The organism is Croceivirga radicis (assembly GCF_002072105.2).
In the GTDB taxonomy this organism is placed as follows: Bacteria; Bacteroidota; Bacteroidia; order Flavobacteriales; family Flavobacteriaceae; genus Croceivirga; species Croceivirga radicis.
Genome location: NZ_MTBC01000005.1, coordinates 1 through 26,835 on the forward strand (window position 1 = coordinate 1; position 26,835 = coordinate 26,835).

Here is a 26,835-nt window from a genome sequence, read left to right on the forward strand (position 1 = left end):
AGTTAAGCCCGTTAGCGCCGATGGTACTGCCACACCAGGTGGGAGAGTAGGTCGCCGCCTCCTTCAAACCCCTTTACAATTCGTAAAGGGGTTTTTTTATGCCTTGAATCTGCTTAATTTTGAAGGATGAATGTAAATCAGCGTAAGGAAATAACAGAAGAATTGTGGAACGCCTATTCACATGGAACAGGTGTTGTGTTATCGCTAGTTGGAGCAATATGGTTGCTCACAACCACTAAGGAAAATCTCTTATTCCCTTTAACTATTTATGCTATCTCCCTTGTTCTGCTCTTTACAGCTTCTACAGTATACCATTCTGTGTATAATCCTGATATTAAGTTTAAACTTAGAAAACTAGATCATATAAGTATCTATTATTTAATTGCTGGAACGTATACTCCAATTTGTTTGTCTATTTTAAAACCTTCCTTAGGATTACTACTTTTAATATTGGTTTGGGGAATTGCGATAATAGGAACTATTTTAAAGCTTTGGTTAACCGGTAAATATGAGGTAATATCTTTGGTACTTTATGGAATAATGGGTTGGTTGGTCGTAATTGATTTTGATTTTATACTTCAAAATGAAATTACAGATTTTACCTATTTAGCTATTGGGGGAATTTTCTACACAGTGGGTATTTTATTTTATGCTAATAAACGTATTCCTTTTAACCATTTTATTTGGCATATTTTTGTTTTAGTGGGTGCAGCTTGTCATTGGTATTTTATATACAAGGAAGTAGTATTAAAGTAACAGTTGCTATTTTAATTTAGATAAAGTAGGCAGTGGTTATTCCCAATATGATTACCAACAATTTTTGCATGTTAAAAGAATGTCCTTTAGAACTTTCAAAGAGAATTATGGTTGCAATATGTAAAAATACACCAATGGATAACGCGTGTAAATAAGTCTTATAATTTGAAAAGAACGGTGAAGAACTTGCTAAGTAACTTCCAAGGGGTGTCATAACTGCGAAAAGTAGGATAAACAAGTAGATAAAAGTTTTCTTTAGCTCTGAATTAATTAAAAAAATAGATAATATAAGTGCAATTGGCACCTTGTGTACTAAAACTCCCAGTAAAATATTATTATCGTTGGTAATTGGCATTCCTTCTACTAAAGCATGGATGGATAAACTAATAAATAAGATAACGGGAAATTTATTTTTTTCTAAAGAAAAATGCATGTGCCCATGTTCTGCACCTTTAGAGAAGAATTCTAAAAATATTTGTAAAAGTAAACCTGCCAGAATAAATAGCGCTATTGTTTTGCTATTCGCTTTGGTATATACAGATGGTAGTAATTCAAAAAAGGTTAGTGATAAAAGGAAAGACCCGCTAAAAGCGAGTAAAAGGTTAATAAATAAAGTTTTTCTTGGATTAAAAACCTTAATAATAATAAAGCTAAGTAAAACCGCTAATACGGGTAAAATATAAATCATTAAAAATAACAAAAGGTAAGGTACAAAATTACCCTATTTTTGGAAAAATGAATGCATATATATGAGTGGTAATTTTAAGATGTTAGCAAAGACTCTTTTTGGGTTTGAACCTATCTTGGCAAAAGAGTTGAGAAATCTAGGTGCAAGTAATGTTAGGGAAGGTGTTAGAAACGTAACTTTTGAAGGGGATACTGGATTTTTGTATAAAGCCAATTTAAGTTTGCGAACAGCCTTGAAGGTTTATAAGCCCATAAAGGAATTTAGAATTTCCAATGAAAAACAATTTTACAGAGAACTCTTCAGTATAGACTGGCCTTCTATTTTTGATGTTTCTCAAACCTTTGCTTTTGATACTACAATGAATACAGAATTATTTAATAATTCTATGTTTGTTTCTTTAAAGGCGAAAGATGCATTGGTAGACCGTTTTAGACAGGACGTTAAAGAACGGCCAAATGTAGATTCCCAAAATGCTTCGGTTAGAATAAACATTCATATTTATGAAAATCAATGTACTGTTAGCTTAGATAGTTCTGGTTCGTCCTTGCATCAAAGAGGGTATAAGGTAGAAACCAATATTGCCCCAATCAATGAAGTATTGGCTGCCGGATTGTTATTGCAAAGTGGATGGGACGGACTTACCAATTTACTAGATCCCATGTGTGGTAGTGGAACGTTCCTTATAGAAGCAGCTATGATAGCCTGTAATATTCCTGCAAATATAAACAGGGAGCAATATGCTTTTAAAAATTGGTTGGATTATGATGAAGAATTGTTTTTAAAGATTGTAGATTCCAGTTTAAATAAGGTAAGAGAATTTAGATACAAGATTATAGGTTACGATAAAGCTCCATCCGCGGTGCGTAAGGCCCAAACAAATGTAGAACATGCTAATTTAGATGAATATATCTCTATAGAACGGAAAGATTTTTTTAGAACGGAAAAGCCAACGGAAGGTAAATTACACCTAGTTTGCAATCCACCATACGGGGAACGTCTAAATGTAGAGATGGAGACATTTTATGGTAAAATAGGAGATACGTTAAAGCAGCACTATCCAGGAACTGATGCTTGGATGATTACCGCAAATTTAGAAGCACTAAAGCATGTTGGTCTTAGACCATCAAGAAAAATTAAAACGTTTAATGGTAAACTAGAATCTAGATGGGTTAGATACGAAATGTACGAGGGTAGTAAAAAACAGAAATATCAAAATAAAGAATAAAGAAAAGGGCAACTGATCAGTTGCCCTTTATTTTTAAATATCACACCTTAACAAGGCATCTTTTAAAGCCGCAATTTTATCTTCCCAAGAAACTATGAATTCTTGGGCAACATAACCTTCAAACCCAGTTTCGTGTATCGCTTTAATTATTGCAGGATAATATAGCTCCTGGGTTTCGTCTATCTCATTACGGCCAGGCACACCAGCCGTATGGTAATGCCCAAAATATTGATGGTATTGTTTTATGCTATTTATAATATCTCCTTCTTGAATTTGCATATGGTAAATATCATACAACAACTTAAAATTGTCACTATCCAATCTTCGGCATAACTCTACACCCCAAAGGCTACTATCGCACATATAATCTGGGTGGTTTATCTGGTTAAATAATTCCATCTGTAAAACAACCCCATGCTTTTCTGCTATCGGCATAAGCTGCGCAAGCCCTTCATAACAGTTTTGTAGCCCAACATAGTCATCCATGCCTCTACGGTTTCCGCTAAAACAAATTAAATTGGTATAGCCGGCATCCGCTACTTTAGGGATAACTTCTTTATAGTTTTTAATAAGCTGTTCGTGATTTTTTGGTTCATTAAATCCGTCTGTAAGCCCTAGTTCCGCCCCATTACACATGGCACAATGAATATCGTATTTTTTTAGCAAGGTAAAATTGTCAGGACCAATTAAATCAATGCCTTTGACTCCTAAGTCTTTTAATATTGCTAAAAATTCCTCTAGTGGATAAGAGGCAAAACACCATTGGGCTACACTGTGGTTGATATTATTTTTAAGTTTAAATTCTTTTTTGGGAGATGCCATGCTTTGAGCGGATAAACTAGTTGTGGCCGCACCAGCGGTTCCAGCTGCAGCAGTTGCTATAAAATTGCGTCGTTTCATTATTATTGTGGTTATTTGTCATAGAAAGATACTACTTTCATATGAAATGTATATGTTACACGATAAACAAAAATTATTAGAGCTGGTTCATTATAAAATGCCTTTTGGAAAATACAAGGGGAGGTATTTGGTAGATTTGCCAATAGCTTACTTGGTATGGTTCAGGCAGAAAGGTTATCCGCCAGGTAAATTAGGAGCACATATGCAAACCATGTTAGATATAAAATCTGATGGTTTGGAACCTATGATTAAAAAATTACAGAAAGAATTTCCGATAGAATGACCCAAATTTTAACTGGTTTGTTGTAATTTTACGCCCCGTAACGTTGAATTTTGAACATGTCAGAGACTAAGTATATTTTTGTTACGGGAGGAGTAACTTCATCTTTAGGAAAAGGAATTATAGCAGCATCATTAGCTAAACTATTACAAGCTAGAGGCTATAAAACCACCATACAAAAATTAGACCCTTATATAAATGTAGATCCGGGAACCTTGAACCCATACGAGCATGGTGAATGCTATGTTACAGAAGATGGGGCGGAAACAGATTTAGATTTGGGGCATTATGAGCGTTTTCTTAACGTTAATACAAGTCAGGCAAACAACGTTACCACTGGTAGAATTTACCAAAGCGTAATTGAAAAAGAGCGTAGAGGCGAATTTCTGGGTAAAACCGTACAAGTAGTTCCACATATTACCAATGAGATTAAAGACCGAATCCAGATTTTAGGAAAGAGCGGTGATTACGATATTGTGATTACCGAAATAGGAGGTACCGTTGGTGATATTGAATCTTTACCATATATAGAATCTGTTAGGCAACTGCTATGGGAACTTGGTGATTTTAATGCTATAGTTATACATTTAACATTGGTTCCTTACCTAGCCGCCGCAGGAGAATTAAAAACCAAGCCTACCCAACATTCTGTAAAAACATTGATGGAAAGTGGTATAAAGGCTGATATTTTAGTTTGTAGGACCGAGCATGAAATTTCTGAAGAAAAACGTGAAAAATTGGCCCTCTTCTGCAACGTTAAGAAAGAAGCGGTAATACAATCCATAGACGCAAGTACCATCTATGATGTTCCGTTATTGATGCAAGAACAAGGACTGGATACCGTTACGCTCAAGAAATTAGGATTGCCGGATAACACAGAACCAGATTTAAAACGCTGGAAAGAATTTTTGGATAGACATAAGAATCCAAAACATGAAGTTACAATAGGTTTAATAGGTAAGTATGTAGAATTACAAGATTCTTATAAATCTATTTTAGAAGCATTTATACATGCAGGCGCGGCAAATGAAGTTAAGGTTAATGTTCGTTTTATACACTCAGAGTATTTAAAGCCTAACAACGTAGGCAAAAAACTTAAAGGATTAGATGGCGTATTGGTAGCGCCTGGTTTTGGAGAAAGAGGTATAGAAGGTAAAATTAAAGCCGTTCAATATGCTAGAGAGAACAAAGTTCCTTTTCTCGGAATTTGTTTGGGAATGCAAATGGCAGTAATTGAATTTGCTAGAAACGTATTGGGTTTAAAAGATGCCAATTCCATAGAAATGAATCCAGATACTCCAAACCCTGTCATCAACTTAATGGAAGAACAAAAATCTGTTACGGAAAAGGGAGGTACCATGCGTTTGGGTGCTTGGGAGTGTGTACTGGAAAAAGGTAGTTTAGTTAGTACCGCGTACAACGGAGCAGATACTATTATGGAACGCCACAGGCATCGTTTTGAATTTAACAATGCGTATAAAGAAAGTTTGGAGCAAAAAGGTATGTTGGCCACTGGCTATAATACCAAGGCTAATTTGGTAGAAATTGTAGAAGTAAAAGACCATCCTTTCTTTGTAGGTGTGCAATATCATCCAGAATATAAGAGTACCGTGGCCAATCCACATCCTTTATTTGTTGGGTTTGTAAAGGCCGTATTAAATAGAAAGCTACAAGAAAGCAGTGCCACTTTGGCATAAAAGTATTTTTTGGGCATATATTTGCTAGCTAGAGCACTAAATAATTTATTCTAAGTAATTTTCATGGAAGAGAAGAAACTGGATATCAAGTCTATTATCGGATTCGTATTAATATTTGGTATCCTTTTGGGCTGGATGTATTTAAGACAGCCGTCTGAAGAAGAGTTGGCCGCACAAAAAGCACAACAAGAACAGTTAGCAGCCAAACAAGAAGCAGAGCAAACTGCTGACCTTAAAGCCAATGCTAAACCAAAAGAGCCAACCTTAAATATAAACGATTCTACGGCTGTGGCTAACTACAAAAAGGCTGTAGGCGAATTTGGTTTTACCAAAACACAAGAAGGTTCCACCTTATTGGAAAACAATGTAATTTCTTTGGTTATCTCTAATAAAGGAGGGCAGATACAGGAGGCAAAAATGAAAGATTTTGTAACCTATGATAGCATTCCTGTTTATTTGGTAAAAGACGGTAACGCGGATTTTGGGTTGAATTTTACCACAAACGATAATCGAGTTTTAGATACACAAGACTTGTATTTTGAACCTAGTTTAAGCAATAGTGGGGAAAATAAAGTACTTTCCATGAAGGCAAAAGTATCTAATAACCAGTATTTGGAATTTAGATATGAGATAAAACCAAATGATTATTTGGTGGACTTTACCATTAGGTCTCAAGGATTAAGTGGGGTGTTTAATAGTTCAAAACCACTAGAGCTTAAATGGGATTTAAAAGGAATTAGACACAGTAAAAGTGTACGATACGAGAATAGGTATACCCGTTTAACTTATAACCACGAAGATGGTAAAATTAGTAAACTAAGCGAAAGTAGCGATGAAGATGAAGAAACCGAAGAGGATATTAAGTGGATTTCTTACAGACAACACTTCTTTAGTTCTATTCTTGCAACAGATCAAAACTTTAAATCGGCCAAATTAGTTTCTAAAAACTTGGTAGAAGAGGAGAGTAAGACCATTAAGTTTACCAAAGATTATAGTACTGTAGCTTCTTTAAATTTACAAGGAGGAGAGTTAAACCAAAGCATGTATTGGTATTATGGTCCTACGGATGTTAAAACATTTGAATCATATAACAAGGTTGATAAATATAAAGACTTAAACCTTGTAGAATCTATTCCTTTTGGTTGGGGAATTTTTGGTTGGATCAACCGTTATGTATTTACCCCATTCTACGGATTTTTAAGTTCTTTCTTGCCTTACGGAATTGCTATCATAGTTATGACTATCATGGTGCGTTTGGCATTGTCTCCTGTAACTTATAAATCGTACTTGTCTCAGGCTAAAATGAAGGTGTTAAAACCAGAAATTACTGAGTTAAACGAAAAGTACAAGGATAATGCAATGAAAAAGCAACAGGAAACCATGAAACTGTATAATAAAGCAGGTGTAAGCCCAATGAGCGGCTGTGTTCCTGCATTGTTACAGTTACCAATTTTCTATGCACTTTTCATGTTTTTCCCAACTTCATTTGCTTTAAGACAAAAGTCTTTTTTATGGGCAGAAGATTTAAGTTCATATGATACTATATTTGAATTACCTTTTACCATACCATTTTATGGAGACCACGTAAGTTTGTTTCCAATTTTGGCTTCTGTAGCAATTTTCTTTTATATGACTTTAACTACGGGACAAACCATGCAGATGCAACAACAACCTGGTATGCCAAATATGAAGTTCATCATGTACTTATCTCCAATTATGATGTTATTCTTCTTTAATAATTATGCTAGTGGTTTAAGTTTGTACTATTTTGTATCTAACCTGATTACGATATTTATCATGTTGGCTATAAAGAACTATATTATTAATGAAGACAAAATTCATGCTCAAATACAAGAAAACAAGAAAAAACCTAAAAAGGAAAATCGTTTTCAGCGTAAGATGAGAGAAATGATGGAGGAAGCGGAAGCACAGAAAAAATCTGGCCGTGGACGCTAAACAAAATTTATAAGATATATCTGGGGGGAACTTTTATAAAGCTTCCCCCTTTTTTATTAGGGGGAAACTTTTTCCAATTGTAATAGGTATAGTTTGGAAAGATTTAGGACTCCAAAGATGCGTTTCTTATACGCAATTACAAATTAATAGTTGTAAAACGGTCTTTTTTGTATGGTAAAAGAAAGGTCCATGTTGTATCTCCGATAAACGGTAATTTAATGCAATTAAAGAGCCTCTCTGTTTTTGCAGAGAGGCTTTTTTACCTACTAAAATTTAGAAGGTCTTGGGGGATTAATTATGCAAAGCATCTAAAGTGGCTTGTGGCAATAGTACTTTGTCCACAATATGTACAATACCATTGCTAGCTTCATTATCTGCTCCAGTTACATTTGCATTTGTATCCGTTTTATCATCAAGTTGAACGCCAGAACTTAAGTCTACGGTTATGGTCTCGGTTTGTAAGGTAGTTATAACTTGTCCGTTAGTTAAATCAGTACTAGCTACCGCAGCTCCAGATACTACATGATAGGTAAGGATTCCTGCTAGAAGTTCTTTTTCTTCAGGAGTATCAAAATCTGCTAAACTGTTATAAGCATCTCCCAAAGAATCTAATAATGCAGCAAATGCAGCATTTGTAGGTGCAAATACTGTAAATGGTCCCTCACCACTCAACGCATCTACCAAACCAGCATCGGCTTGTATTAGTGCATCAACCAAAAGGCTTAAATCATCCACGGATTGTGCTAGTTCAACAATGTTAGGTGTCTGTAGACTAGCCACAAAATCTACCGCAGCCTGTGGTAATAATACCTTGTCTATTATGTGAACTACTCCATTACTAGCTTCTACATCAGCGGTAGTAACTGCAGCGGGAGTATCTGTTGCATCGGCAATAAATACACCTCCTGTTAAATCTACAGTTAACATATCTTCGCTAACCGTGTTTAGCATTTGGCCATCTGTTAAATCTGTAGAAAATGCAGCAGTACCAGAAACTACATGGTAAGTTAAAATATCTACCAATAAATCAATTTCGGCTTCTGTATCAAAATCTTCTAAGCTATTATAATCGTCTCCCAGGGCTTCTAATAGAGCAGCAAAGGCAGCATTAGTTGGAGCAAATACCGTAAAAGGTCCGTCACCACTTAAGGTATCTACCAAACCGGCGTTAGCCTTAATTAATGCATCTACCAATAAACTTAGGTCATCTGTTTCTTGTGCAATTTCTACAATGTTCTTCATGTTAAGAGAAGCAACAAAATCTATTGCAGACTGTGGTAATAATACCTTGTCAATAGTATGTGCTACGCCATTAGTAGCCATGATATCAGTAGCGGTAATGTTGGCATTAGTTTCAGATGCGTCACCAATTACAAAAGTTTCTCCACTAGCAATTACTTCAATAGAATTGTCCATTAAAGCTGTGGCAACTGTACCAGCAGCTAAATCTGCAGCAAGAACTTCTGCAGGAACAACATGGTACAAAAGAATATCTCTTAATAAGGCTATCTCAGCTTCCGTATCAAAATCCTCTAAGGAGTTATAATCATCACCAAGGACATCTAATAAGGCAACAAAAGCATCCTCTGTAGGTGCAAATACGGTAAATGGACCATCTGCTTGTAGGGTAGTTGCCAAGTTTGCTTTTAAAACGGCCGCCTCAAGGCTAGAAAGGCTCTCTGTAGCAACTACAATTTCTACTAAATCATCCATTGCTTCCTCTTCGCCATTTAAAGCATCTATAACAGCTTGTGGTAATAGTACTTTATCAATAACGTGTACAATTCCATTGGTGTTTTCAACATCGGCCATAACCACTTCTGCGTCTGTATCTGTAGCATCACTTATAAATACCCCTCCTGATAACGAAACGGTAACCGTTTCTCCCTGTACGGTTGTTATTTCTTGACCTTCAGATAAATCAGTTGAAGCGGCAGCAGTACCTGCTACCACATGGTACTTTAAAATCATACCTAGAAGCGCTTTTTCTTCTTCCGTATCAAAATCGTCTAAAGAATCATAACCGTCTAGACTGTTTAATAGTGCAGTAAAGGCATCATTGGTAGGCGCAAAAACGGTAAACGAACCATCTGCACTCAACGTTCCAATTAAATCTGAATCTGCGTTTTCGTCTGCTTTGGATAATGCAGCAACCAAGGAACTTAATGCTTCAGTGTTTTGTGCAGTTACTACAATGTTGGTACCCATTTCTTCCATATCTGGTGGGTTACCTTCATCGTCGTCATCACAAGACAGAACAAAGAGACTCATACATGCCAGTAATAAGACATTAGACAATCTTAATAAATGTTTCATAGCTTAAATTTTATGTTTAATTAATTAATGATAAAAATCAACAACTAAACGCAGTTTGTTTTAAATAATAGGTTTATTGTTTTATGTTTTGCTATTAATGTTGATTAATTTTTTATAAAGATTAAACATTTTTAATAAGGTTGCGTTTGTTTAATTGTTTTTTGCAAAAGTTTAACAAAATGAGTTAAGGAAATAAAAAAACCACTTTTAAAGTGGTTTTGGTAAAAATAACTGTAAATACTACATTTATGTTTTAATAGGGCATAAGGGCAGTTTCTATTGAAAAAATACTCGCATCAGTTGTTTCTAGGTCTATATTCAAAATTTTAGATGTGTGGTTATGTACATCAACCAGAAATTTATGTCCGCCTTGCTCTATAACTTTTATTGTGTTTCCTTGTTGCGTGGTTAATTCTAGCCCTTCAACTAGCGATTCCATATTCAATTTTTGATTTGGAATTTGATGATAGGAAATAACATCTGCCAGCAACATAATATTTTCTGGAGAATTTAAATCCTGCAAACTATTAATTGTTGGTAACTGCTTCAAACGATTAATTAAGGAGGTATGCTCAGGTATAAAGAGGGTAAATGGCCGATCGGTGTTTAATAGCTGGTCAATATGGTCTTGAGCTAATAGTATTGCTGTTACAAAAGCAGGATTTTCCCCTATATAATCCATAATTCCTAAGTCGTTGATAGCACTATTTTCTACTAATTGTAGTATTGCCTGTTCGGGAATCAATATCCTGTCTATTAGGTGTATAATACCATTTCTGGCTGGTATATCTGGGGTTGTAATATGCACTGGTTCTCCAGTAAAATCAAAAAATTGTTTGGTAGAAGTTACTGTTATGTTTTCTCCCGAAAGTGTTTCAAGCTGTCCTGCTTCTAAGCTGTTAACAGGGTGTATACCATTTAAAATATGATAGCTCAAAACAGTTTTTAAAAGGTCAATTTCTTCGGTGGTGTCAAATTCTAATAACTCATTGTTACCGGCCAAGCTTAATAAAAAACCGATGGAATTATTAGTAGGCAATAAAATGGTAAATGGGCCTTCTTCTCCTAATGTGTCTAACAAATTGGTTAATTCCAGAGCTTCTTTGAGAACAGAAAACGATTCATTTTGGATGATAAACTCTTTAAGTGTAGGGATAGCTTCTCCGTTGGGTGGGTTGTTGATATCAATTCCAATATCTGCCAATAAATCAGCTGTTTCTTGAGAAATCAATATTTTATCTATGATATGAAGCGTGCCGTTGGTAGCGTCCAAATCCATTGTAGTACTATTTGCGGCTGTGGTAGTTGCATCTGTAATTGTAAAAGATTCAGTATCCAGGGCCAATAAAAAGGTCTGATCGTTTTGTAGCGTATTATAATCACCGCTGACCAAACTAGTCGTGGGTAGGTTTTCTGCTACCATATGGTACTTTATAATATCTTGAAGAATTAGTTTTTCCACACTGCTATCAAAATCAGAAAAAGATGTATAGGACTCACCAAGAAAGTCAAACAACAATTGTATGGCCCCGTTAGATGGTGCAAAAACCGTCAGTGGATTTTCGTCTTTCAATACATCATTTAAATTGGCAACTGTAAAAGCTTCATTTAACAATTCTAGTTCTTCCGTATTGGCTATCAGTTCTTGTAGGTTTACCGCAGTGGTTTCATTATCAGGTTCGTCATTGGCTTCTTCTTGATTTGTATTTTCTTCTGAACTTTGAGTAGTATCTTCTTGTTCTGTAATTGGACCATCATCACCTTTCTTACAATTGGTACAAATGCTGAAAACAATAATTAAAATTAAAGATTTGAAATAGGTTGGTAGGGTTCTCATTTTACGTGAATAATTGAATAGGATTCTAGTGTTGGAAAAGTAAAATAGCTATGTAACCCTTGTTTAAACGCAGTCTTAATTCTTTGTTACTAGAATTTTAAACTTAAGCCTATATGTAAAGTTAAGATGTAACTACCGACAGAATTAGTTCGTATTTTTGCAGTGTTATGAGTAATGTTAAAAAGAAAGTTGTTGTTGGCCTTTCTGGAGGTGTAGATAGTAGTGTAACTGCTTATTTACTAAAGGAACAAGGTTATGAAGTTATAGGTCTTTTTATGAAAAACTGGCACGATGATTCCGTTACCATTTCTGATGAGTGCCCATGGTTAGAAGATAGTAATGATGCCTTAATCGTAGCAGATAAATTGGGTATACCTTTCCAGACCGTAGATTTAAGCAAGGAGTATAAAGAACGTATTGTAGATTATATGTTCAAGGAATACGAAATGGGTAGAACACCCAATCCAGATGTGCTGTGCAATAGAGAAATAAAATTTGATGTTTTCCTAAAGATAGCTTTGGATTTAGGTGCAGATTATGTTGCTACCGGCCATTATTGCAGAAAAGCTAGCTTTTTAAATAATGAAGGGGAAGAAATACATCAATTGTTGGCAGGGATAGATAACAATAAAGACCAATCTTATTTTCTATGTCAATTATCGCAGTCGCAATTGGCAAAAACCCTTTTTCCAATTGGACATTTGACCAAGCCTGAAGTGCGAGAAATAGCGGCTGCCAATAATCTGATTACCGCAGATAAAAAAGACTCTCAAGGTCTTTGCTTTATTGGAAAGGTGCGTCTGCCAGATTTTTTACAACAAAAATTGAAACCTAAAAAAGGTGTAATTGTAGAGGTGCCACAAGAAGCTGCACATTATAAAAATAATGTTCCTGAATTTACTTCCAAACAGGAAGAATTGATGTTCAAGGCCAAAAAACCACACTATTCTGTAACGGATGGTAAAATTGTAGGAGAACATAACGGTGCTCATTATTTTACTATTGGGCAAAGAAAAGGTTTAGATGTTGGTGGAACCAAAGAACCCTTATTTGTAGTTGATACGGATGTGGTGGAGAACGTAATTTATACCGGACAAGGTAAAAATCACCCAGGTCTTTATAGAAATACGCTTTTTGTAAATGAGACCGAAATGCATTGGGTTAGAGAAGATTTAAAACTAGCCATAGATGAGACTATGACCGTAAGTGCTAGAATACGGTATAGGCAGCCATTACAAGAGGCCACTTTATATAGGGTAACAGGCGGATTATTTGTAGATTTTAAAGTTCCACAATCTGCTATAACAGAAGGTCAGTTCGTTGCTTGGTACCATGGAGAAGAATTAATAGGCTCTGGCGTAATATCATAAAAAATGACCAACCCAATTACCCAACTTTTTAAAATTAAATATCCAATAATCCAAGGCGGGATGATTTGGGCTAGTGGCCATACATTAGCGTCAGCTGTTTCAAATGCTGGTGGTTTGGGGCTTTTAGGTGCGGGGAGTATGTACCCAGAGGTACTTAGAACGCATATTAAAAAGTGTAAACAGGAAACCACCAAGCCATTTGGTGTTAACGTACCCATGCTTTACCCTGATCTACAGCAAATTTTGGATATAATTGTAGCGGAAAAAGTAAAAATTGTTTTTACTTCTGCAGGTAATCCTAAAACGTATACCGCCTTTTTAAAAAGTCATGGAATTACCGTAGTACACGTAGTAAGTAGTTTAAAATTTGCACTTAAGGCACAAGAAGCAGGAGTAGACGCTGTGGTTGCAGAGGGTTTTGAGGCTGGCGGCCATAACGGAAGAGATGAAACAACAACCATGGTGTTAATACCTAGTGTTGTAAACAAATTGGATATTCCCGTAATTGCCGCAGGTGGTATTGCCACAGGCAGCCAAATTTTGGCGGCCATGAGCCTGGGAGCAGCCGGAGTACAAATTGGTAGTCGTTTTGTTGCCACAGAAGAAGCTTCTTCTCATTTGGCGTTTAAAGAGCAAATAGTTGCCGCACAAGAAGGGAGCACCCAATTAACTTTAAAAGAATTAGCACCCGTAAGACTCTTAAAGAATAAGTTTTTTGAAGCTATACAACAAGCTTATGCGAATGGTGCCACTAAAGAAGATTTGGTGCAGTTATTAGGAAGGGCACGTGCCAAAAAAGGAATGTTTTTAGGAGATTTAGAAGAGGGTGAACTAGAAATTGGGCAAGTGGCCGGGTTAATTGATGATATTATACCAGTTGCGGATTTAATGAAACGGCTGTTGAGCGAATTTAACCAGGCTAAAAAGAGAATGGGTAAACTAGATTTTTCTTAACGCAACTTAAAACCTTAGCTTTTATATCTTTGCCTCCATGTGTAAAAAGCTAACCTTACTACCTGTATTACTATTCTGTTTTTTGGCTCATTCCCAATTAGAAAAAGATAAGGCACTGCATTTTCTTGGCGGTAATCTTTATGGTTTAGCTGGGGCGGGTATTGCCAAACAGATTTCTAAAGGCAACAGATTTTGGACTTTTGCCGGTGCGGTTGGCGGAAGTGCACTTATTGGTCTAGGTAAAGAAGCCATAGATTCAGGAAAAGGGGGTAGCGGTTGGGACAATGAAGATTTGCTAGCCACGGTATTGGGCGGGCTTACGGTTGGTGTAACAATAGACTTGTTTACCAATCACGAACGACAAAAAAAACGATTTGCTGCCAAGCAAAAACTAAATGCGCAATATTATCAATTACCTAAAGATTTGTCGCAAAAAAAAGGCCTGCCAACATTAACACAGTTGGCAAGCCCTAATCTTATAAGGTATTATTAGTTGTTTACTCTTTAAGATTACTTAAGAATTCAATTAAATCTCTTAATTCTCTTTTGGTTATCATTCTGCCCATTGGAGGCATACCAGATGGCAAGTTTTTACGTGTTTTTATTCTACTATGTAGTATTTCCATAGGTTCTGCATCTCCAGTTTTTAGAATTAGTTCTTCTTCTGTTTCTGCTTCAAGAACACCAGTAATTTCTTGGCCATCTGTTAAGGTAACGGTTACACTTCCGTAACCGGGGGCTATTCTTTTAGTTGGATTAATTAAGGCATCCAACAATTCTTTTTTAGAAAGTATGGCACCTATATTATCTAGTGATGGGCCCACTTTACCTCCGGTTCCCTGATAGGAATGGCAACGCACGCATTGCGCGGTAGTGTTATGTAAAAACACTTGTCTACCCGGCCAATTACTACCACCGCTTAATGTTTGTTCATAGGAATCGTCTCCAAAACCATTATCGTCTAAAACAGCTAGTTGATCAATCAATGCTTGGTTTTCTGAGTTTTTAACAGACTCTATTAAATCCAAAATCAATTCATTAGGCAATCTATTTTTATCTGCTTTGGAAATTAAATTACTCAAGATAGATTTACTTTTTTCAATTGGCATTGCGGCCAAGACCTCTAAAGTTTTTTGCTGTTCCCAAACACTTGCATTTTCAAACACGGGTTTTACCACTTGTTCTAATGCTTCTTTTGTTAGCTCTATTTTATCTAACATACCCAAAGCGGCACTGCGAACTTGTTCACTGCGGTCTTTCATACCTTGTGCTAATACCAGGTGCAATTGTTCGTACTCTAGTATACCTAATGCGTTAAGTGCGCTAGTCCTAATAGATTCAGAACTATTTGATTTTGCCAAGGCAACCAGTTCTGCTTCTTTTTCTTTTAAGCCTAAATTGGCTACTAACTGTATGGCTCCGTTTAAAAGCGCTTGGCTCTTGGTCTGGAACAAATTATCTAATTCTTTATTAACCTTTTCTTGTACCAAGGCGGCATCTCTTTTTACTTCGCCTCTATAACGGCCATCTACACGATCATAAACCGAAAGGGATGCCCAAGTTCCTAAGGCAGCTAAGGCTTCACCTCTTAAGTTTTCTGGTAAACTATCGTTTTTGGCAAATGCAATTAAGTAGTCTATGTGTTCTGGTCTTTCTACTCTTATGGCGGCGTTGATAGCTCGTCTAAGTAAAGCCTCATTGGTAAACTTAAAGCTATTTAATACTTCTGCTAAAGCAGGCAATGCCTCTGGTATAGATGTATCGTCATTTATTGCTCTGGCTGCTTCTGTGGCAATGGCTTCTTTAGTATCGTTTAAGAAAAGCGCAACCTTAGGGTCTTTTAATTTTCTAAGCACCAGTACCGCGGCCATTTTTAGGCTATTGTTATCGCTTGATGAAAGAGCGATTAAAGGCTCCGGATTTCCTATTCTTGCTAAGGCTAAAACGGCTGCGTGCCTTAAGTATAAATCTTCATCATTATTACTCTTGACAAAATCTAGTAAGGGCTCAATTGCTGTTTCAGCTTTAAAACGCCCTAATGCCTGGGCAGCATAAAATTTTACCCTATCGTTTTTATGTTGTAACAAGTTAATTGCTTTCTCAGTTGCCTCAACATAATTGGCGTCTCCTAATACTTTTAGACTTTGAGCAACAATTTCTGGGTCATTATCTTCCAACAATTCGGTCAATACCGCAACCTTATCGGTATCTTTTTCAGCCATCATCCCCAAGGTCCAAATTCCGTGAATTCTGGCAAGTTGATTTTGTTCTTCCTTTACGTAGGACTTTAACTTGTAATAGCCCCAAAAGGTACTTTTTGCTAGTTGATATTGAGCCTTTAACCGAATTCTCCTGTCTGTATTTTGAAATAATGCCAATAACTCGTCATTAGAAAAGTCTTCGTAATTGGCCTGCATTAATTTTAAGGTTTCCTTACGTTGTTGGGCAAGGTCATCTTTATCTTCAGAAACATCTAGTTTCCATATTCTTCCAGAATCTTTGGTACCCCAACCGTTGAGCCAATCTGCCAAGTACAAAGCCCCGTCTGGTCCAAATTTAATACCGGTAGGTAAAATGCCACTTAGAACATCAACCTCACTTTTAAGCTCAAAAGACGCGCCTTTCGGTTTTAAATCAAAAGCCCATAAATGAGATAGGGATGGGTCTCCTACAAACTCTACAAGAAAAAACTTGTTTTTCCATTCACTACCTAATGCCGTACCTGGGTTGTGCACCATGCCTGTAGGGCCGTTATGGTAATTCATGATTGGCGGAATTATGTAGGCCGCTTGGCCTTCCCAGTGGGGTTTGTAAAGTTCTTCTTCCATCCAAACCTTATAGTCGTTGTTTTTTGGGTCTGTATATTTTCCATATTGCCAATTAGAGCGCCAACCCGCATCAGAGCCTTCTACAATATGTACAAGACGTTCGCTTTCGCCTCTATGGTCCCCATCATTATCAGAAGAAATAATATTACCGTAATCATCAAAAACAAATTCATGGGTATTTCTTAGGCCGTGTGCAAAAACTTCAAAATTGCTTCCATCTGGATTACAGCGAACAATTACACCCTCGTTTGGAAAGGCGAATTCTGAACCATCTTGAGCCTTTATATGGCCACCAATATCTCCAATTCCCCAATATAATTTACCATCTGGACCTTTAATGGCCCCAGACATACCATGGCCACTAAATCCAATATGAACGCCAAAACCAGTTGCCAAGGCCTTTTTGGTTTCAAAATAGCCATCTTGGTTTATATCTTTTAGCTCCCACATTTCTGGGGCAACACCAACATACATTTTATCTCTTTCTACCAATAGCGCATTGGCAACATCTGTAATTTCAGTGTTAAAGTCATGAACAATTCTTTGGGCAACATCTGCCAGACCATCCTTATTGGTATCGCTTAGTTTCCAAACCTCTTCTTTTTCAATCGCTAGGTCTTTCCAATCGCTACTGCCATCGTTGTTCAAATCTTGTAACCATTGGTTTTGTTCACTATTCTCTGGAGCAAAAAAGGTATGTAAAAAGTTTCTTCTGTCTTCTGGTGTTTTAAAAGAACTTGTAGGGGTTACCCAATCTCTGTACCCACGAATATCAAACTCTGAGTGTTTTTGACGCAGGGTACGTGTTATATAAACCGAACCAAAATCATCTACATCTAATGCGATGGGGTCTGGTGCTAACGAATCTGTAGCCCATAGGTCTAGTTTAAGCCCTTCTACAAGCTTTATAGTGTTGTTGTTTTTTACCTCTAATGCCAGTTGCTTGGCGGTGGTAGCATTTTGATTAAGTGTTAGGGGATTTTGTTTGGGTAAATTTGGTTGTTGTTCACAAGAAAGCAGCGCTATCAAAGAAAGTGTTGAAATAGCACTTAAAAATTTATTAAAAAGCATTTGGTTTGGTATTAAGTAAAAATGAACTTGAAAATTAGTACATTTTAGATTAATCCCCTTGCTTTGATTTCTAAATATTTATTGATTGTATTGATAGTAAGGTCCTCTGGTTTGGTCAATATGGTTTGTATTCCATTTTTTCGTAACTCATTGACAATGAGTCTTTTTTCAAAAATAAATTTCTCCGCAATTGTTTGCTCAAATATTTGATGCACGTTTTTGGCCTTATTTGTAACAAATTCTTGTAGTTCTGTGTTCTGAAAAAAGATAACTACTAATAAGTGATTTTTTGCAATTGCCTGTAGATAGGGTAATTGCCTATGCAAGGCATCCAAGGTTTCAAAATTTGAATACAATAGAAGTAAACTACGTTGATTTAAGTTTCGTTTAATATCAATATAAAGTCTACTATAATCACTTTCTGCAAAGTCTGTATCCAAATTATAAAGCGTTTCTAGAATCAGGTTCATCTGAGCGCTTCTACGATCTGCCACCACTCGGTTTTCTACCTTCTTGCTAAAAGAGAACATACCAGCTTTGTCTTGTTTTTTTATGGCAATGTTGCTTATGACCAAAGTTGCGTTTATAGCGTAGTCTAATAAAGATAACCCGTTAAAGGGCATTTGCATTACCCTACCTTTATCAATAACGGAATATATGGGTTGCGATTTTTCGTCTTGATATTGGTTTACCATTAATTGGTTGCGCTTGGCTGTAGCTTTCCAATTTATATTCCTAATATCATCTCCTCTAACATAATCCTTAATTTGTTCAAATTCCATGGTGTGCCCAATACGTCTAATTTTTTTTAAACCATATTCAGATAAACGATTGGAAAAGGCCAATAGATCATACTTACGTAATTGTAGGAACGAGGGGTATACCGGCACCTCTTGATTGGTATTGAATTGGAACCGTCTACTTAAAAAACCAATGGGAGAATATGCAAAAACGTTTATGCTACCAAATGAATAACTGCCTCTTTGGGTTGGTCTTAATTGGTATTGATATTGTTTTTCTTGACCAGGATTCAACACACTCCAAAGTAAAAAATCCCGCTTTTGAAATTGAAAAGGAATTTCGTCTATGAGCTTAACATACGTTTTAAATAAATAACTGTTGGTTAATTTTATGGCAATAGGGTTCTCATCGCCATTAGACAATTTATCGGGAACCAATCTTTCGCCCTCAATTTTACCTTTAGTTGCAAATAATAAGAACAAATCTGTTACCCATAACAAAATAAAAATGACAAATAGCATTTGCATTACAAACAGTATTTGCGGATATACAAAGGCCACCAAAAAGCCTAAAATTAGGCAGGCCAAACACCAAAAAAAGCGTTTGTTGAGGTAAGTATTTTTAAAAATACGTTTCAATTTTATCTAGGTATTTCTATAGATTCTATAAGTTGATTTATCATTTTTTCTGGGGTTAACCCTTCCATTTCTCTTTCTGGTGTTAAAATGATACGGTGCGCCAGAATAGGGTTGGCAATCTTTTTGATATCTTCTGGTGTAATAAAATCCCTACCGTTCATAGCTGCCGTGGCTTTGGCCGCTTCTAAAATGGCTATAGATGCCCTAGGTGAAGCCCCTAAGTACAGATTGGCATTGGTACGAGTTGCATTTACAATGGCCGCTATGTAGCGTAAAAGGTTGTCTTCTACAATTACATCTTTAATTGTTTCTTGGTATTCTTTTATTTCTTTGGCCGTTAATATGGCACTGACTAAATCTTCTTCATTTCTTACTTTTTGTTGGTGCTTACGTTCCAAAATGGCCACTTCTTCTTCCAAGCTTGGATAGGCAACCTTTATTTTAAATAAAAAACGGTCTAATTGTGCTTCTGGTAACCTGTACGTTCCTTCTTGTTCTACCGGATTTTGGGTGGCAAAAACCAAAAATGGTGGTGCCATATTGTATTCTGTACCATCTATGGTAATTTGCCGCTCGGCCATAGCTTCAAATAAGGCAGCTTGCGTTTTGGCCGGTGCCCTATTAATCTCGTCAATAAGTACAATATTTGAGAATAAGGGACCTTTTTTAAATTCAAACTCAGATGTTTTAACATTAAAAATGGATGTCCCTAAAATATCACTAGGCATTAAATCTGGTGTAAACTGTATTCTATTAAAATCTACATCCATGGTTTTTGCCAAAAGCTTGGCGGTAATGGTTTTGGCCACTCCAGGAACCCCTTCTATAAGGGAATGGCCGTCTGCCAAAATAGAAACAATTAATAATTCTATAAATTCTTCTTGGCCAATAATTATCTTACCTAGCTCCTCTTTAATTTTAGCTACTGCATTCTGTAATTTATTAAGGTCTATCCTTGAATTAAATTCTAATGGGTTTTCGTTGGTGGTATCCATGTATTATTTCTTAAATGCGGTTATCTTTTTGTTAAGTTCTAATAACGGTTCAGGGCCGTTTATTTTTTTGCCTTTTAAGCGTTGTATCAGTTCTACTAAAGCCTTGGTTTCTTGTACTGTTTTTCCAGATTTAGCGGCCAATTTTTTAATTGTACCTTCATCTAACCTTGTGGTATCTATGTAATAGTTTCTTCTTAGATACGCTAAAAAGAACTTTATTTTTTTGTCAATTAAATCCGTATAATCTTTATTTTGATAGTAAAGAGAACCTACGGTTCTTGCAAAAGCTACAGAGGTATTTTCTTTGGCGGTAATTACGGGAATGATGCGTTGTTCCCTTTTTGCCTTGAAAATAACGAATAATAAAAGCCCTGCAATTGTTAAATAATACGCCCATTTCAACGCGGTTTGGTTGAGCACAAAACGCATGGGTGAATCTATAATTACCCTACCAGCTTTCTTATAACTATCCCAAAACAATGGTTCATCATTTAAATAGGATAAGGCATTAGCGGCATATTCTTCATTTCCGTTTAAGAGATAATAATTACTAAAAGCTTGTGGTATGGTATTTATGTAAAATTGGCCTTCGCCAAATTTAGATTTGATAAAATTTGGGTGTTTTTCGGTTTGTGTTGGGCCATCTAAAATTCCTTTGTTGCTTTGGAAACTTATATGCCCTAAAACAGTTGCATTTAAGGTGTCTATACTGCTAAAATGGGTATTGTATAAGCCACGGTCATAAACATACTTCTTACTAAACTTTGTATTGGTGAAAGAAGCTTTTAAAGTATCTTCTTTAATGGTGTAATCCGTGCTAAGCTTTATATTTAACGTATCCATCAAAAAATAACTTAGAGATGTAGTTGAAATAAGCACGCTATTACCACTAGATACATATTTAAGTAATTGATTTGTTTCTTGACGGTCTAAACTAATATGATCATTAATGAGTAAATAATTGCTTTTTTGTGTACTATCCCTGTTTACCAGAAACTCATAAACGTTTTGGTCTACACTTGTAATATCGGTTTTTGGAAACAGGCTCTCTAGCTCTTGAAAAAGCACATAGCATCCAAAAGGAATTTTATCATATTGGGTATAAGAAGGCCTCCAATTTATGGGTCTTGGTTTTGTTATTTCCGTTACAATTATAGCCAACAGTACCGCACAGAAAACACCTAGAATAATTTTAGAACGTTTATCCATGGTTACTTGGTGTTTGGTTTTTTACGGTATTAAATTTATTTGCTGCCGTTAAGTAGGCCGGTTCTGATATGGCTTGTTCTCCATACCAGACATAGTCATACAAATAAGCCAACTCCATAAAGCTGTTTTTAAGTCTTGGTTCCTTAATTTCCCGTGTATAATCAGCATTGGTTTTTTCAAAATGCCAGTCTATTAGGTCTTTGTTGGAAAGATGTTTTAACAACAGCAAAAATTGATACCTAACGGCCAGCCTATAATCCTTGTTTTTTAAGGCATCTGCTAATAATGCATCAAAATCTATGGTTTCTATATGTTGCTCAGATATACCTAAATCCGTAAGTGGTTTTGCTCGTTTGGTTAGGAGCGTACTAACCTTTTCATTTACGGCAAATTTTATGATTAAGTATAGTACCAATCCACCCAATAAGATATAGATAATGATTTCTAAAATTTTAAATGCTTCAGGTGATATGGTAAAGCCAAAAGTATCTGCTAGCCAATTGAAGAAAAAAGCTAAAAAACGCGTAAGTAGGTTTTGGGATTCTCCAGTAGTGATGGTATAATCAAATTCATCACCTGTATATTTTTCCTGAAGGTCTTTTTCAAAGTTACGTTGCTCAAGGCTAATATTGGTATCATACTTTACAATACTATCATTGGTTTGGCCCCAACTAAGGTAACAACCAAGTAAAAAACCTAATAAAAACGTTACTGTTTTAGGCATTGTTCAAATCCTCCCCAATTTGCTCTATGCGTTTACGTGTATTAATATTATAGGTTTTTTCGTGTAGGGTGTAGTACAAAATTCCGTTGACAAATTGTGTTAGGCATTGCCCATAAATAAGTACGATTAAGGCTAAAGTTAGGCAAATGGTATAAATTACGGTGGCAACTACGTTGCTGGTTAAAGAAACGCTGTTCTCCACTACATGAAAGGTATAGATGCCAAAAAGTACTCCAGGAACGGTCATCATTAGCATCAATAAAATAAATAGTAAAAGACCCATTACAAAATTTACGCCCACAGAGCGCCAAAAGTTATTTTTTACCAAATTCCAACCTTCGCTCAAGGCTGCACCTACCGGCTTCTTATTCTGTAACATTTCAAAAAAAGAAACTCCTACCCAAGCAGAGATAAAAAATTGAAGTACATATTGTGCCAAACTCCCTAGAATAGGAATAATTAAAAAGAAAATGGATACGATTAGAAAGCCTATATAGATAACGAATAACAATAAGATAAATAGAATTATACTTCCCATATGCGACTTGGTGTAGGCCCAAACGTCCTTTTTTTGAAAAGATTCGTTAGGGTCGTTATCATACAACACCATATAACTGGTAGATAAGCCGTAGTTTAAGGCGCCAACCATTACAAAAATTATAAAGAATAAACCGCCACCAATAGCCATGGGTATGTAAAAATCTTCTTCATTAGTGGTTTCTATACCAAAATTGTTTTCAATTTCAATTAAACCAAGAATCCCGGAAACCATTAAATAACTGGCAACCAAAAGGCCTATTAAAAAAATACCATTGTAACTGATAAATACATTGGTAAACTTTTTAATATTTCGTTTAAAAAAATCGAAGTAGGTATTGATGATGTCACCAAAGTCCCTATTCACCCTTAAGGGAACGTAATTTTTCGTCATCTAATCTATTTAAAAATATAGGATAAAGCAGATAATAGAAAACAATTAAAATTAAGGATACTCCTATTATCAAAGCTGCCAACCAAGTTGGCATATTCGTATATCTAGTAATAAAACCTTCTATAAAGCCGGCTACTATAAAAAAGGGTATGGTACTTATTACCACTTTTAAACCATCTTTTGCCCCCTTCATAAAAGAGACCCTTCTAGAAAATGTTTTGGGAAACAAAATACTGTTTCCCATAATTAATCCTGCACAGCCTGCAATTATTATTACAGATATTTCTATTGTTCCATGTAGCCATATTTGTTTATTAGCCTCAAAAAATACGCCTTTGGTATAAAAGAAAGTAATAAAGGCCCCAAGCATAACCCCATTGCTAAATAAGATATAGGACGTGCCTATACTGGTAATAACACCAAAGGCAAATGCTAAAAAGCCTACTCTTATATTGTTAATGGTAATACCTAAAAAAGTTCCAATTTCACTACCGCCTTTATATATAGCGGCAGGGTCTCCTTTGGCTATATTGTTCAAAGTTTCGTTTACATAAGCATCCCCAAGAATTAATCTTAAAAAACTAGCATCATTTAAGGCACTTATTACCCCTATGGCCGTTGCGGCCATAAATATGAGAAATGCTACCCCAAGGGTTTTATGGTATTGTTTAAAGAACAAGGGAAATTCAAAAGCCCAAAAATCTACGATTCTGTTACGGCTTTCTTTTTTGTTCTTGTATATTTTCTGATGCGCCTGTGAGGCCAAGGCGTTCAAATACAATAAAGTTTTACTTTCTTCGTAATAGGTTTGCGCGTAAGCCAAGTCATTAGTGAGTTGTATGTAACCTTCTGCCAGTTCATCTGGATTGGTGTTGGATTTTAGGTTAATGGCCTTTTCAAAAGCTATCCATTTTTCCTTATTTTGCTTTACAAAGGCAGCTTCGCGCATAAAAGAGTTTTACTAAGAGTTAAATTTAAAGTTTAATGGGCAACCTCCAAATCAATACAACGCAAAATGTAAACCTAAATTATAAAATAGTGAGTTTAGGGGAGCGCATTGTTGCATTTTTAATAGATGGCTTCATCCTATATCTCTATGCCATTCTAGTGAATTTAATTGGAGATATGATTGGTTATATCTACAAAGATGGTTGGACCCAAAGAGGGCTGGTTGCTTTGATTTTTTTACCAGCTATGGGTTATAGTTTGTTTATGCATAGCCTATTCAACGGCAGAACCGTTGGTAAGATGTTGTTAAAAATGCGTGTAGTTCGTTTTGATGGTACACCTGTTCATTGGAGTAATTATTTGGTTAGGTGGATGCTACGTTTAGTAGATATTTGGCTTTTTGTGGGGTCTATAGGCATTCTTTCTATCTTGTTTACAGAAAGAAGGCAACGATTAGGAGATGCCGCGGCTGGTACAGTTGTAATTAGTACTAAAAATAAAACCAAGGTTTCCCATACCATTTTAGAAGATGTAACGGACGACTATGAACCAACCTTTACCAACGTTACTATGTTGACCGATAAAGATATTAGACTAATTAAAGAAACCTTTTTAATTGCCAAAAAAAATAACGATTACAAAACCTTAACCGCGTTACGGGTAAAGGTAGACAGTATACTGGACACCAAATCTAATTTGTATGACTTACAGTATATAGACACCGTACTAAAAGATTACAATTACTATACGCAAAAAATATAAAACTTGTTTTTACAGCTCATAGATGTTTTAGGTACCATAGCCTTTGCAATTTCTGGTGTTTTGGTGGCCATGGACAAAAAGTTAGACCCCTTTGGGGTACTTATTATTGGTTTTGTCACTGCTATTGGTGGGGGTACTTTAAGAGATTTGCTCATAGGTAATACACCTGTGGTTTGGATGCGAGATGCCAATTATATGATTATTATAATTACTTCTGTATTTTTTGGGGTATTGTTTTTTAATAAGTTAAAGTACCTGCGTAAATCTCTTTTTTTGTTTGATACTATAGGTATAGGTCTTTACACCATTGTAGGTATAGAAAAAGGAATGGAGGCAGGCCTTATACCTGCTATATGTATTGTTCTAGGAATAATTACCGCCAGTTTTGGAGGGGTAATCCGGGATATTCTATGCAATGAGATACCCGTTATTTTTAGAAAAGAAATTTATGCTACTGCCTGTATACTGGGTGGTGTGGCTTATTTTGTTCTAGATTACATACCATTCACCAAAAATTACGCTACTGTTGGCGGCATTCTTGTGGTATTGTTAATTAGAATTTTAGCCGTACGGTATAAAATTTCATTACCAACTATCTACAAAAGTAATTGAGCTTAATCTAGTACTTCAGCTTTTAAAATGTAGATATTCTTCTTAGGCCATTCTCCGGTATCTATTGGTGTTTGGTTTATTTTGTCTACCACGTCCATTCCTTCTATAACCCTGCCAAATGGTGTATAGTCTCCATCTAGATGATAAGAACCAGGGTTTGTGGTTACTATAAAAAACTCAAAAGGAGATGCTAGCTTATGTGGGTTGTCTCGCTCACTACTGGGCATAGAAATAGTGCCCCTATGGTGTTTGTGCCCTTTTCGTGTGTCTGGAGGCAAAAGATAGCGTCCTATTTTTCCACGTTTTTTAGCTGTACGCATATCATCAGAGTTACCCCCTTGAATTATAAAATTGGGTACCACACGGTGAAATTGAGTACTATCAAAATACTTTTTATGTGTTAGGTATATAAAATTGGCCTTATGGTATGGAACATTATCATATAATTGAACCGTAAAACTACCTTTGGTAGTGGTTAACCTAACTTTGTCTTGCTTTAAATCTTTAGCGTAATCAAAGAAAAATTTTATCGCATTTTCCTCGTTTAACTCAAAAGTATCTTTTTCTTTTTCTACCAAAGCAATACTATCTGCTCGCTTTTTTGCCTTAATAGAATCTTGGTTTACAACTTCTTTAACTGTGTTTTTTTGCTTTTTTTTAGGAGGATTACCACATTGTACCATAAAAATTAATAGTAAACTTGCTAAAAAGGAGAGTTTTAAAACACGCATGAATTTTACCGATTTTAAGAAACAGGTCGTAAAAATAAAAAATCTGAACTTGCCGGGGCCAGAGGCGCACTTTAAAATGGAGCCAGAAATGCGCAGGGTGGTTAGGGAACAGCATGCAGACCGTTTAAAGAAAGCTAGAAAAGCAGCTGTTTTAGCATTATTTTATCCAAAAGGAGCAGCAAACAGCACACATTTATTATTAATTTTAAGAAAAACGTATAAAGGCGTTCATTCCAATCAAGTTGGTTTTCCTGGTGGCAAGGTAGAGAAAACAGATGCCAACTTACTTGCAACAGCTTTAAGAGAAACCCAAGAGGAAGTGGGGGTAACCCCTGCAGAGGTTGAATTGGTTAGAGAATTAACGGATTTATACATTCCTCCAAGCAATTTTTTGGTGCAGCCCTATTTGGGCTTGTATGCAAACCCCAAACCATTTATTAAAGACCCTGTAGAGGTAGAACGGTTAGTAGAGGTTGATCTAACCAATTTTTTAAGTTCTGCTAGTTTAATTGAAGAAAAAATGAATACCTCATATGGTTCAGATATCATGGTACCCGCCTTTAAATTAAATGGTTATACCGTTTGGGGAGCAACGGCTATGATGCTAAATGAAATCAAACACTTAATAAAACAAGTGCTTTAGCGCCTATTTTGTATTTTAGCGAT

23 protein-coding genes are annotated in these 26,835 nt (G+C 35.9%); 11 read left to right on the forward strand and 12 right to left on the reverse strand.

Features of this window, described 5'->3' with window-relative positions; all coding sequences use genetic code 11:
• Window positions 1-126: 126 nt before the first annotated feature.
• Window positions 127-756: a PAQR family membrane homeostasis protein TrhA gene (gene trhA / locus BUL40_RS08780; RefSeq protein ID WP_080318956.1), complete on the forward strand. Its 630-nt coding sequence runs from the start codon at window positions 127-129 to the stop codon at window positions 754-756.
• 16 nt (window positions 757-772) lie between these two features.
• On the opposite strand, the gene BUL40_RS08785 is transcribed toward trhA, so the two are convergent.
• Window positions 773-1,444: a ZIP family metal transporter gene (locus BUL40_RS08785; protein WP_080318957.1), complete on the reverse strand. Its 672-nt coding sequence runs from the start codon at window positions 1,442-1,444 to the stop codon at window positions 773-775.
• Between the two features lie 61 nt (window positions 1,445-1,505).
• On the opposite strand from BUL40_RS08785, the gene BUL40_RS08790 reads away from it, so the two are divergent.
• Window positions 1,506-2,669 (forward strand): THUMP domain-containing class I SAM-dependent RNA methyltransferase, encoded by a 1,164-nt coding sequence (locus BUL40_RS08790; RefSeq protein WP_080318958.1) that lies wholly within the window; start codon window positions 1,506-1,508, stop codon window positions 2,667-2,669.
• A gap of 33 nt (window positions 2,670-2,702) precedes the next feature.
• Here BUL40_RS08790 and BUL40_RS08795 read toward each other — a convergent pair whose 3' ends face one another.
• The gene (locus tag BUL40_RS08795) at window positions 2,703-3,569 is read right to left on the reverse strand and encodes a hydroxypyruvate isomerase family protein (protein WP_080318959.1); all 867 of its coding nucleotides are present in this window, start codon (window positions 3,567-3,569) and stop codon (window positions 2,703-2,705) included.
• Window positions 3,570-3,615: 46 nt separating this feature from the next.
• Here BUL40_RS08795 and BUL40_RS08800 point away from each other — a divergent pair, with 46 nt between their 5' ends.
• The 3 genes from BUL40_RS08800 to yidC all read left to right on the forward strand — a co-directional run bounded on the left by BUL40_RS08800 (window position 3,616) and on the right by yidC (window position 7,502).
• Window positions 3,616-3,852: a DUF3820 family protein gene (locus tag BUL40_RS08800; RefSeq protein ID WP_010519787.1), complete on the forward strand. Its 237-nt coding sequence runs from the start codon at window positions 3,616-3,618 to the stop codon at window positions 3,850-3,852.
• Window positions 3,853-3,908: 56 nt separating this feature from the next.
• Window positions 3,909-5,546: a CTP synthase gene (locus BUL40_RS08805; RefSeq protein ID WP_010519786.1), complete on the forward strand. Its 1,638-nt coding sequence runs from the start codon at window positions 3,909-3,911 to the stop codon at window positions 5,544-5,546.
• Between the two features lie 63 nt (window positions 5,547-5,609).
• Window positions 5,610-7,502 carry a membrane protein insertase YidC gene (gene yidC, locus BUL40_RS08810; protein WP_080318960.1) on the forward strand — a complete coding sequence of 631 codons (1,893 nt, stop codon included), beginning with the start codon at window positions 5,610-5,612 and terminating at the stop codon, window positions 7,500-7,502.
• Between the two features lie 291 nt (window positions 7,503-7,793).
• Here yidC and BUL40_RS08815 read toward each other — a convergent pair whose 3' ends face one another.
• Together BUL40_RS08815 and BUL40_RS08820 are read right to left on the reverse strand one after the other, a co-directional pair.
• Window positions 7,794-9,818, reverse strand: a complete 2,025-nt coding sequence (locus tag BUL40_RS08815) for a fasciclin domain-containing protein (RefSeq protein ID WP_080318961.1) — start codon at window positions 9,816-9,818, stop codon at window positions 7,794-7,796.
• Between the two features lie 253 nt (window positions 9,819-10,071).
• Window positions 10,072-11,655 carry a fasciclin domain-containing protein gene (locus tag BUL40_RS08820; RefSeq protein WP_080318962.1) on the reverse strand — a complete coding sequence of 528 codons (1,584 nt, stop codon included), beginning with the start codon at window positions 11,653-11,655 and terminating at the stop codon, window positions 10,072-10,074.
• A 167-nt stretch (window positions 11,656-11,822) separates the two neighbouring features.
• On the opposite strand from BUL40_RS08820, the gene mnmA reads away from it, so the two are divergent.
• Genes mnmA through BUL40_RS08835 form a run of 3 tightly spaced genes read left to right on the forward strand, consistent with a single transcriptional unit; the run spans window position 11,823 to window position 14,472 of the window.
• Window positions 11,823-13,025 carry a tRNA 2-thiouridine(34) synthase MnmA gene (gene mnmA, locus BUL40_RS08825; protein WP_080318963.1) on the forward strand — a complete coding sequence of 401 codons (1,203 nt, stop codon included), beginning with the start codon at window positions 11,823-11,825 and terminating at the stop codon, window positions 13,023-13,025.
• Between the two features lie 3 nt (window positions 13,026-13,028).
• Window positions 13,029-13,979, forward strand: a complete 951-nt coding sequence (locus BUL40_RS08830) for an NAD(P)H-dependent flavin oxidoreductase (RefSeq protein ID WP_080318964.1) — start codon at window positions 13,029-13,031, stop codon at window positions 13,977-13,979.
• A 37-nt stretch (window positions 13,980-14,016) separates the two neighbouring features.
• Window positions 14,017-14,472, forward strand: a complete 456-nt coding sequence (locus BUL40_RS08835; protein WP_095529369.1) for a hypothetical protein — start codon at window positions 14,017-14,019, stop codon at window positions 14,470-14,472.
• Between the two features lie 4 nt (window positions 14,473-14,476).
• Here the strand turns inward: BUL40_RS08835 and BUL40_RS08840 are convergent, their stop codons facing one another.
• Genes BUL40_RS08840 through BUL40_RS08870 form a run of 7 tightly spaced genes read right to left on the reverse strand, consistent with a single transcriptional unit; the run spans window position 14,477 to window position 24,065 of the window.
• On the reverse strand, window positions 14,477-17,878 hold the full coding sequence (locus BUL40_RS08840; protein ID WP_080318965.1) for a HEAT repeat domain-containing protein: 3,402 nt from the start codon (window positions 17,876-17,878) through the stop codon (window positions 14,477-14,479).
• A 44-nt stretch (window positions 17,879-17,922) separates the two neighbouring features.
• Window positions 17,923-19,257, reverse strand: a complete 1,335-nt coding sequence (locus BUL40_RS08845; RefSeq protein WP_080318966.1) for a DUF58 domain-containing protein — start codon at window positions 19,255-19,257, stop codon at window positions 17,923-17,925.
• A 2-nt stretch (window positions 19,258-19,259) separates the two neighbouring features.
• Complete coding sequence (locus tag BUL40_RS08850; protein ID WP_080318967.1) at window positions 19,260-20,252, reverse strand: AAA family ATPase; 993 nt, start codon at window positions 20,250-20,252, stop codon at window positions 19,260-19,262.
• Between the two features lie 3 nt (window positions 20,253-20,255).
• The gene (locus BUL40_RS08855; RefSeq protein ID WP_080318968.1) at window positions 20,256-21,461 is read right to left on the reverse strand and encodes a DUF4350 domain-containing protein; all 1,206 of its coding nucleotides are present in this window, start codon (window positions 21,459-21,461) and stop codon (window positions 20,256-20,258) included.
• A complete protein-coding gene (locus BUL40_RS08860) occupies window positions 21,454-22,185 on the reverse strand; it encodes a DUF4129 domain-containing protein (protein ID WP_080318969.1) in 732 nt (243 codons plus the stop codon). The genes BUL40_RS08855 and BUL40_RS08860 overlap by 8 nt, the downstream gene beginning before the upstream one ends.
• A complete protein-coding gene (locus BUL40_RS08865) occupies window positions 22,178-23,116 on the reverse strand; it encodes a hypothetical protein (RefSeq protein ID WP_080318970.1) in 939 nt (312 codons plus the stop codon). Before BUL40_RS08865 ends, BUL40_RS08860 begins: the two co-directional genes overlap by 8 nt.
• Window positions 23,082-24,065 (reverse strand): stage II sporulation protein M, encoded by a 984-nt coding sequence (locus tag BUL40_RS08870; protein ID WP_080318971.1) that lies wholly within the window; start codon window positions 24,063-24,065, stop codon window positions 23,082-23,084. Before BUL40_RS08870 ends, BUL40_RS08865 begins: the two co-directional genes overlap by 35 nt.
• A gap of 35 nt (window positions 24,066-24,100) precedes the next feature.
• Here BUL40_RS08870 and BUL40_RS08875 point away from each other — a divergent pair, with 35 nt between their 5' ends.
• Window positions 24,101-24,826 carry an RDD family protein gene (locus tag BUL40_RS08875; protein ID WP_080318972.1) on the forward strand — a complete coding sequence of 242 codons (726 nt, stop codon included), beginning with the start codon at window positions 24,101-24,103 and terminating at the stop codon, window positions 24,824-24,826.
• A 3-nt stretch (window positions 24,827-24,829) separates the two neighbouring features.
• Window positions 24,830-25,438: a trimeric intracellular cation channel family protein gene (locus BUL40_RS08880; protein ID WP_010519771.1), complete on the forward strand. Its 609-nt coding sequence runs from the start codon at window positions 24,830-24,832 to the stop codon at window positions 25,436-25,438.
• A gap of 2 nt (window positions 25,439-25,440) precedes the next feature.
• Here BUL40_RS08880 and BUL40_RS08885 read toward each other — a convergent pair whose 3' ends face one another.
• Window positions 25,441-26,169, reverse strand: a complete 729-nt coding sequence (locus BUL40_RS08885) for a peptidylprolyl isomerase (protein WP_080318973.1) — start codon at window positions 26,167-26,169, stop codon at window positions 25,441-25,443.
• Between BUL40_RS08885 and BUL40_RS08890 the strand changes: the two genes are divergently transcribed.
• Window positions 26,168-26,812 (forward strand): NUDIX hydrolase, encoded by a 645-nt coding sequence (locus BUL40_RS08890; RefSeq protein WP_010519769.1) that lies wholly within the window; start codon window positions 26,168-26,170, stop codon window positions 26,810-26,812. The two genes, BUL40_RS08885 and BUL40_RS08890, sit on opposite strands and share 2 nt — an antisense overlap.
• Window positions 26,813-26,835: the final 23 nt, after the last annotated feature.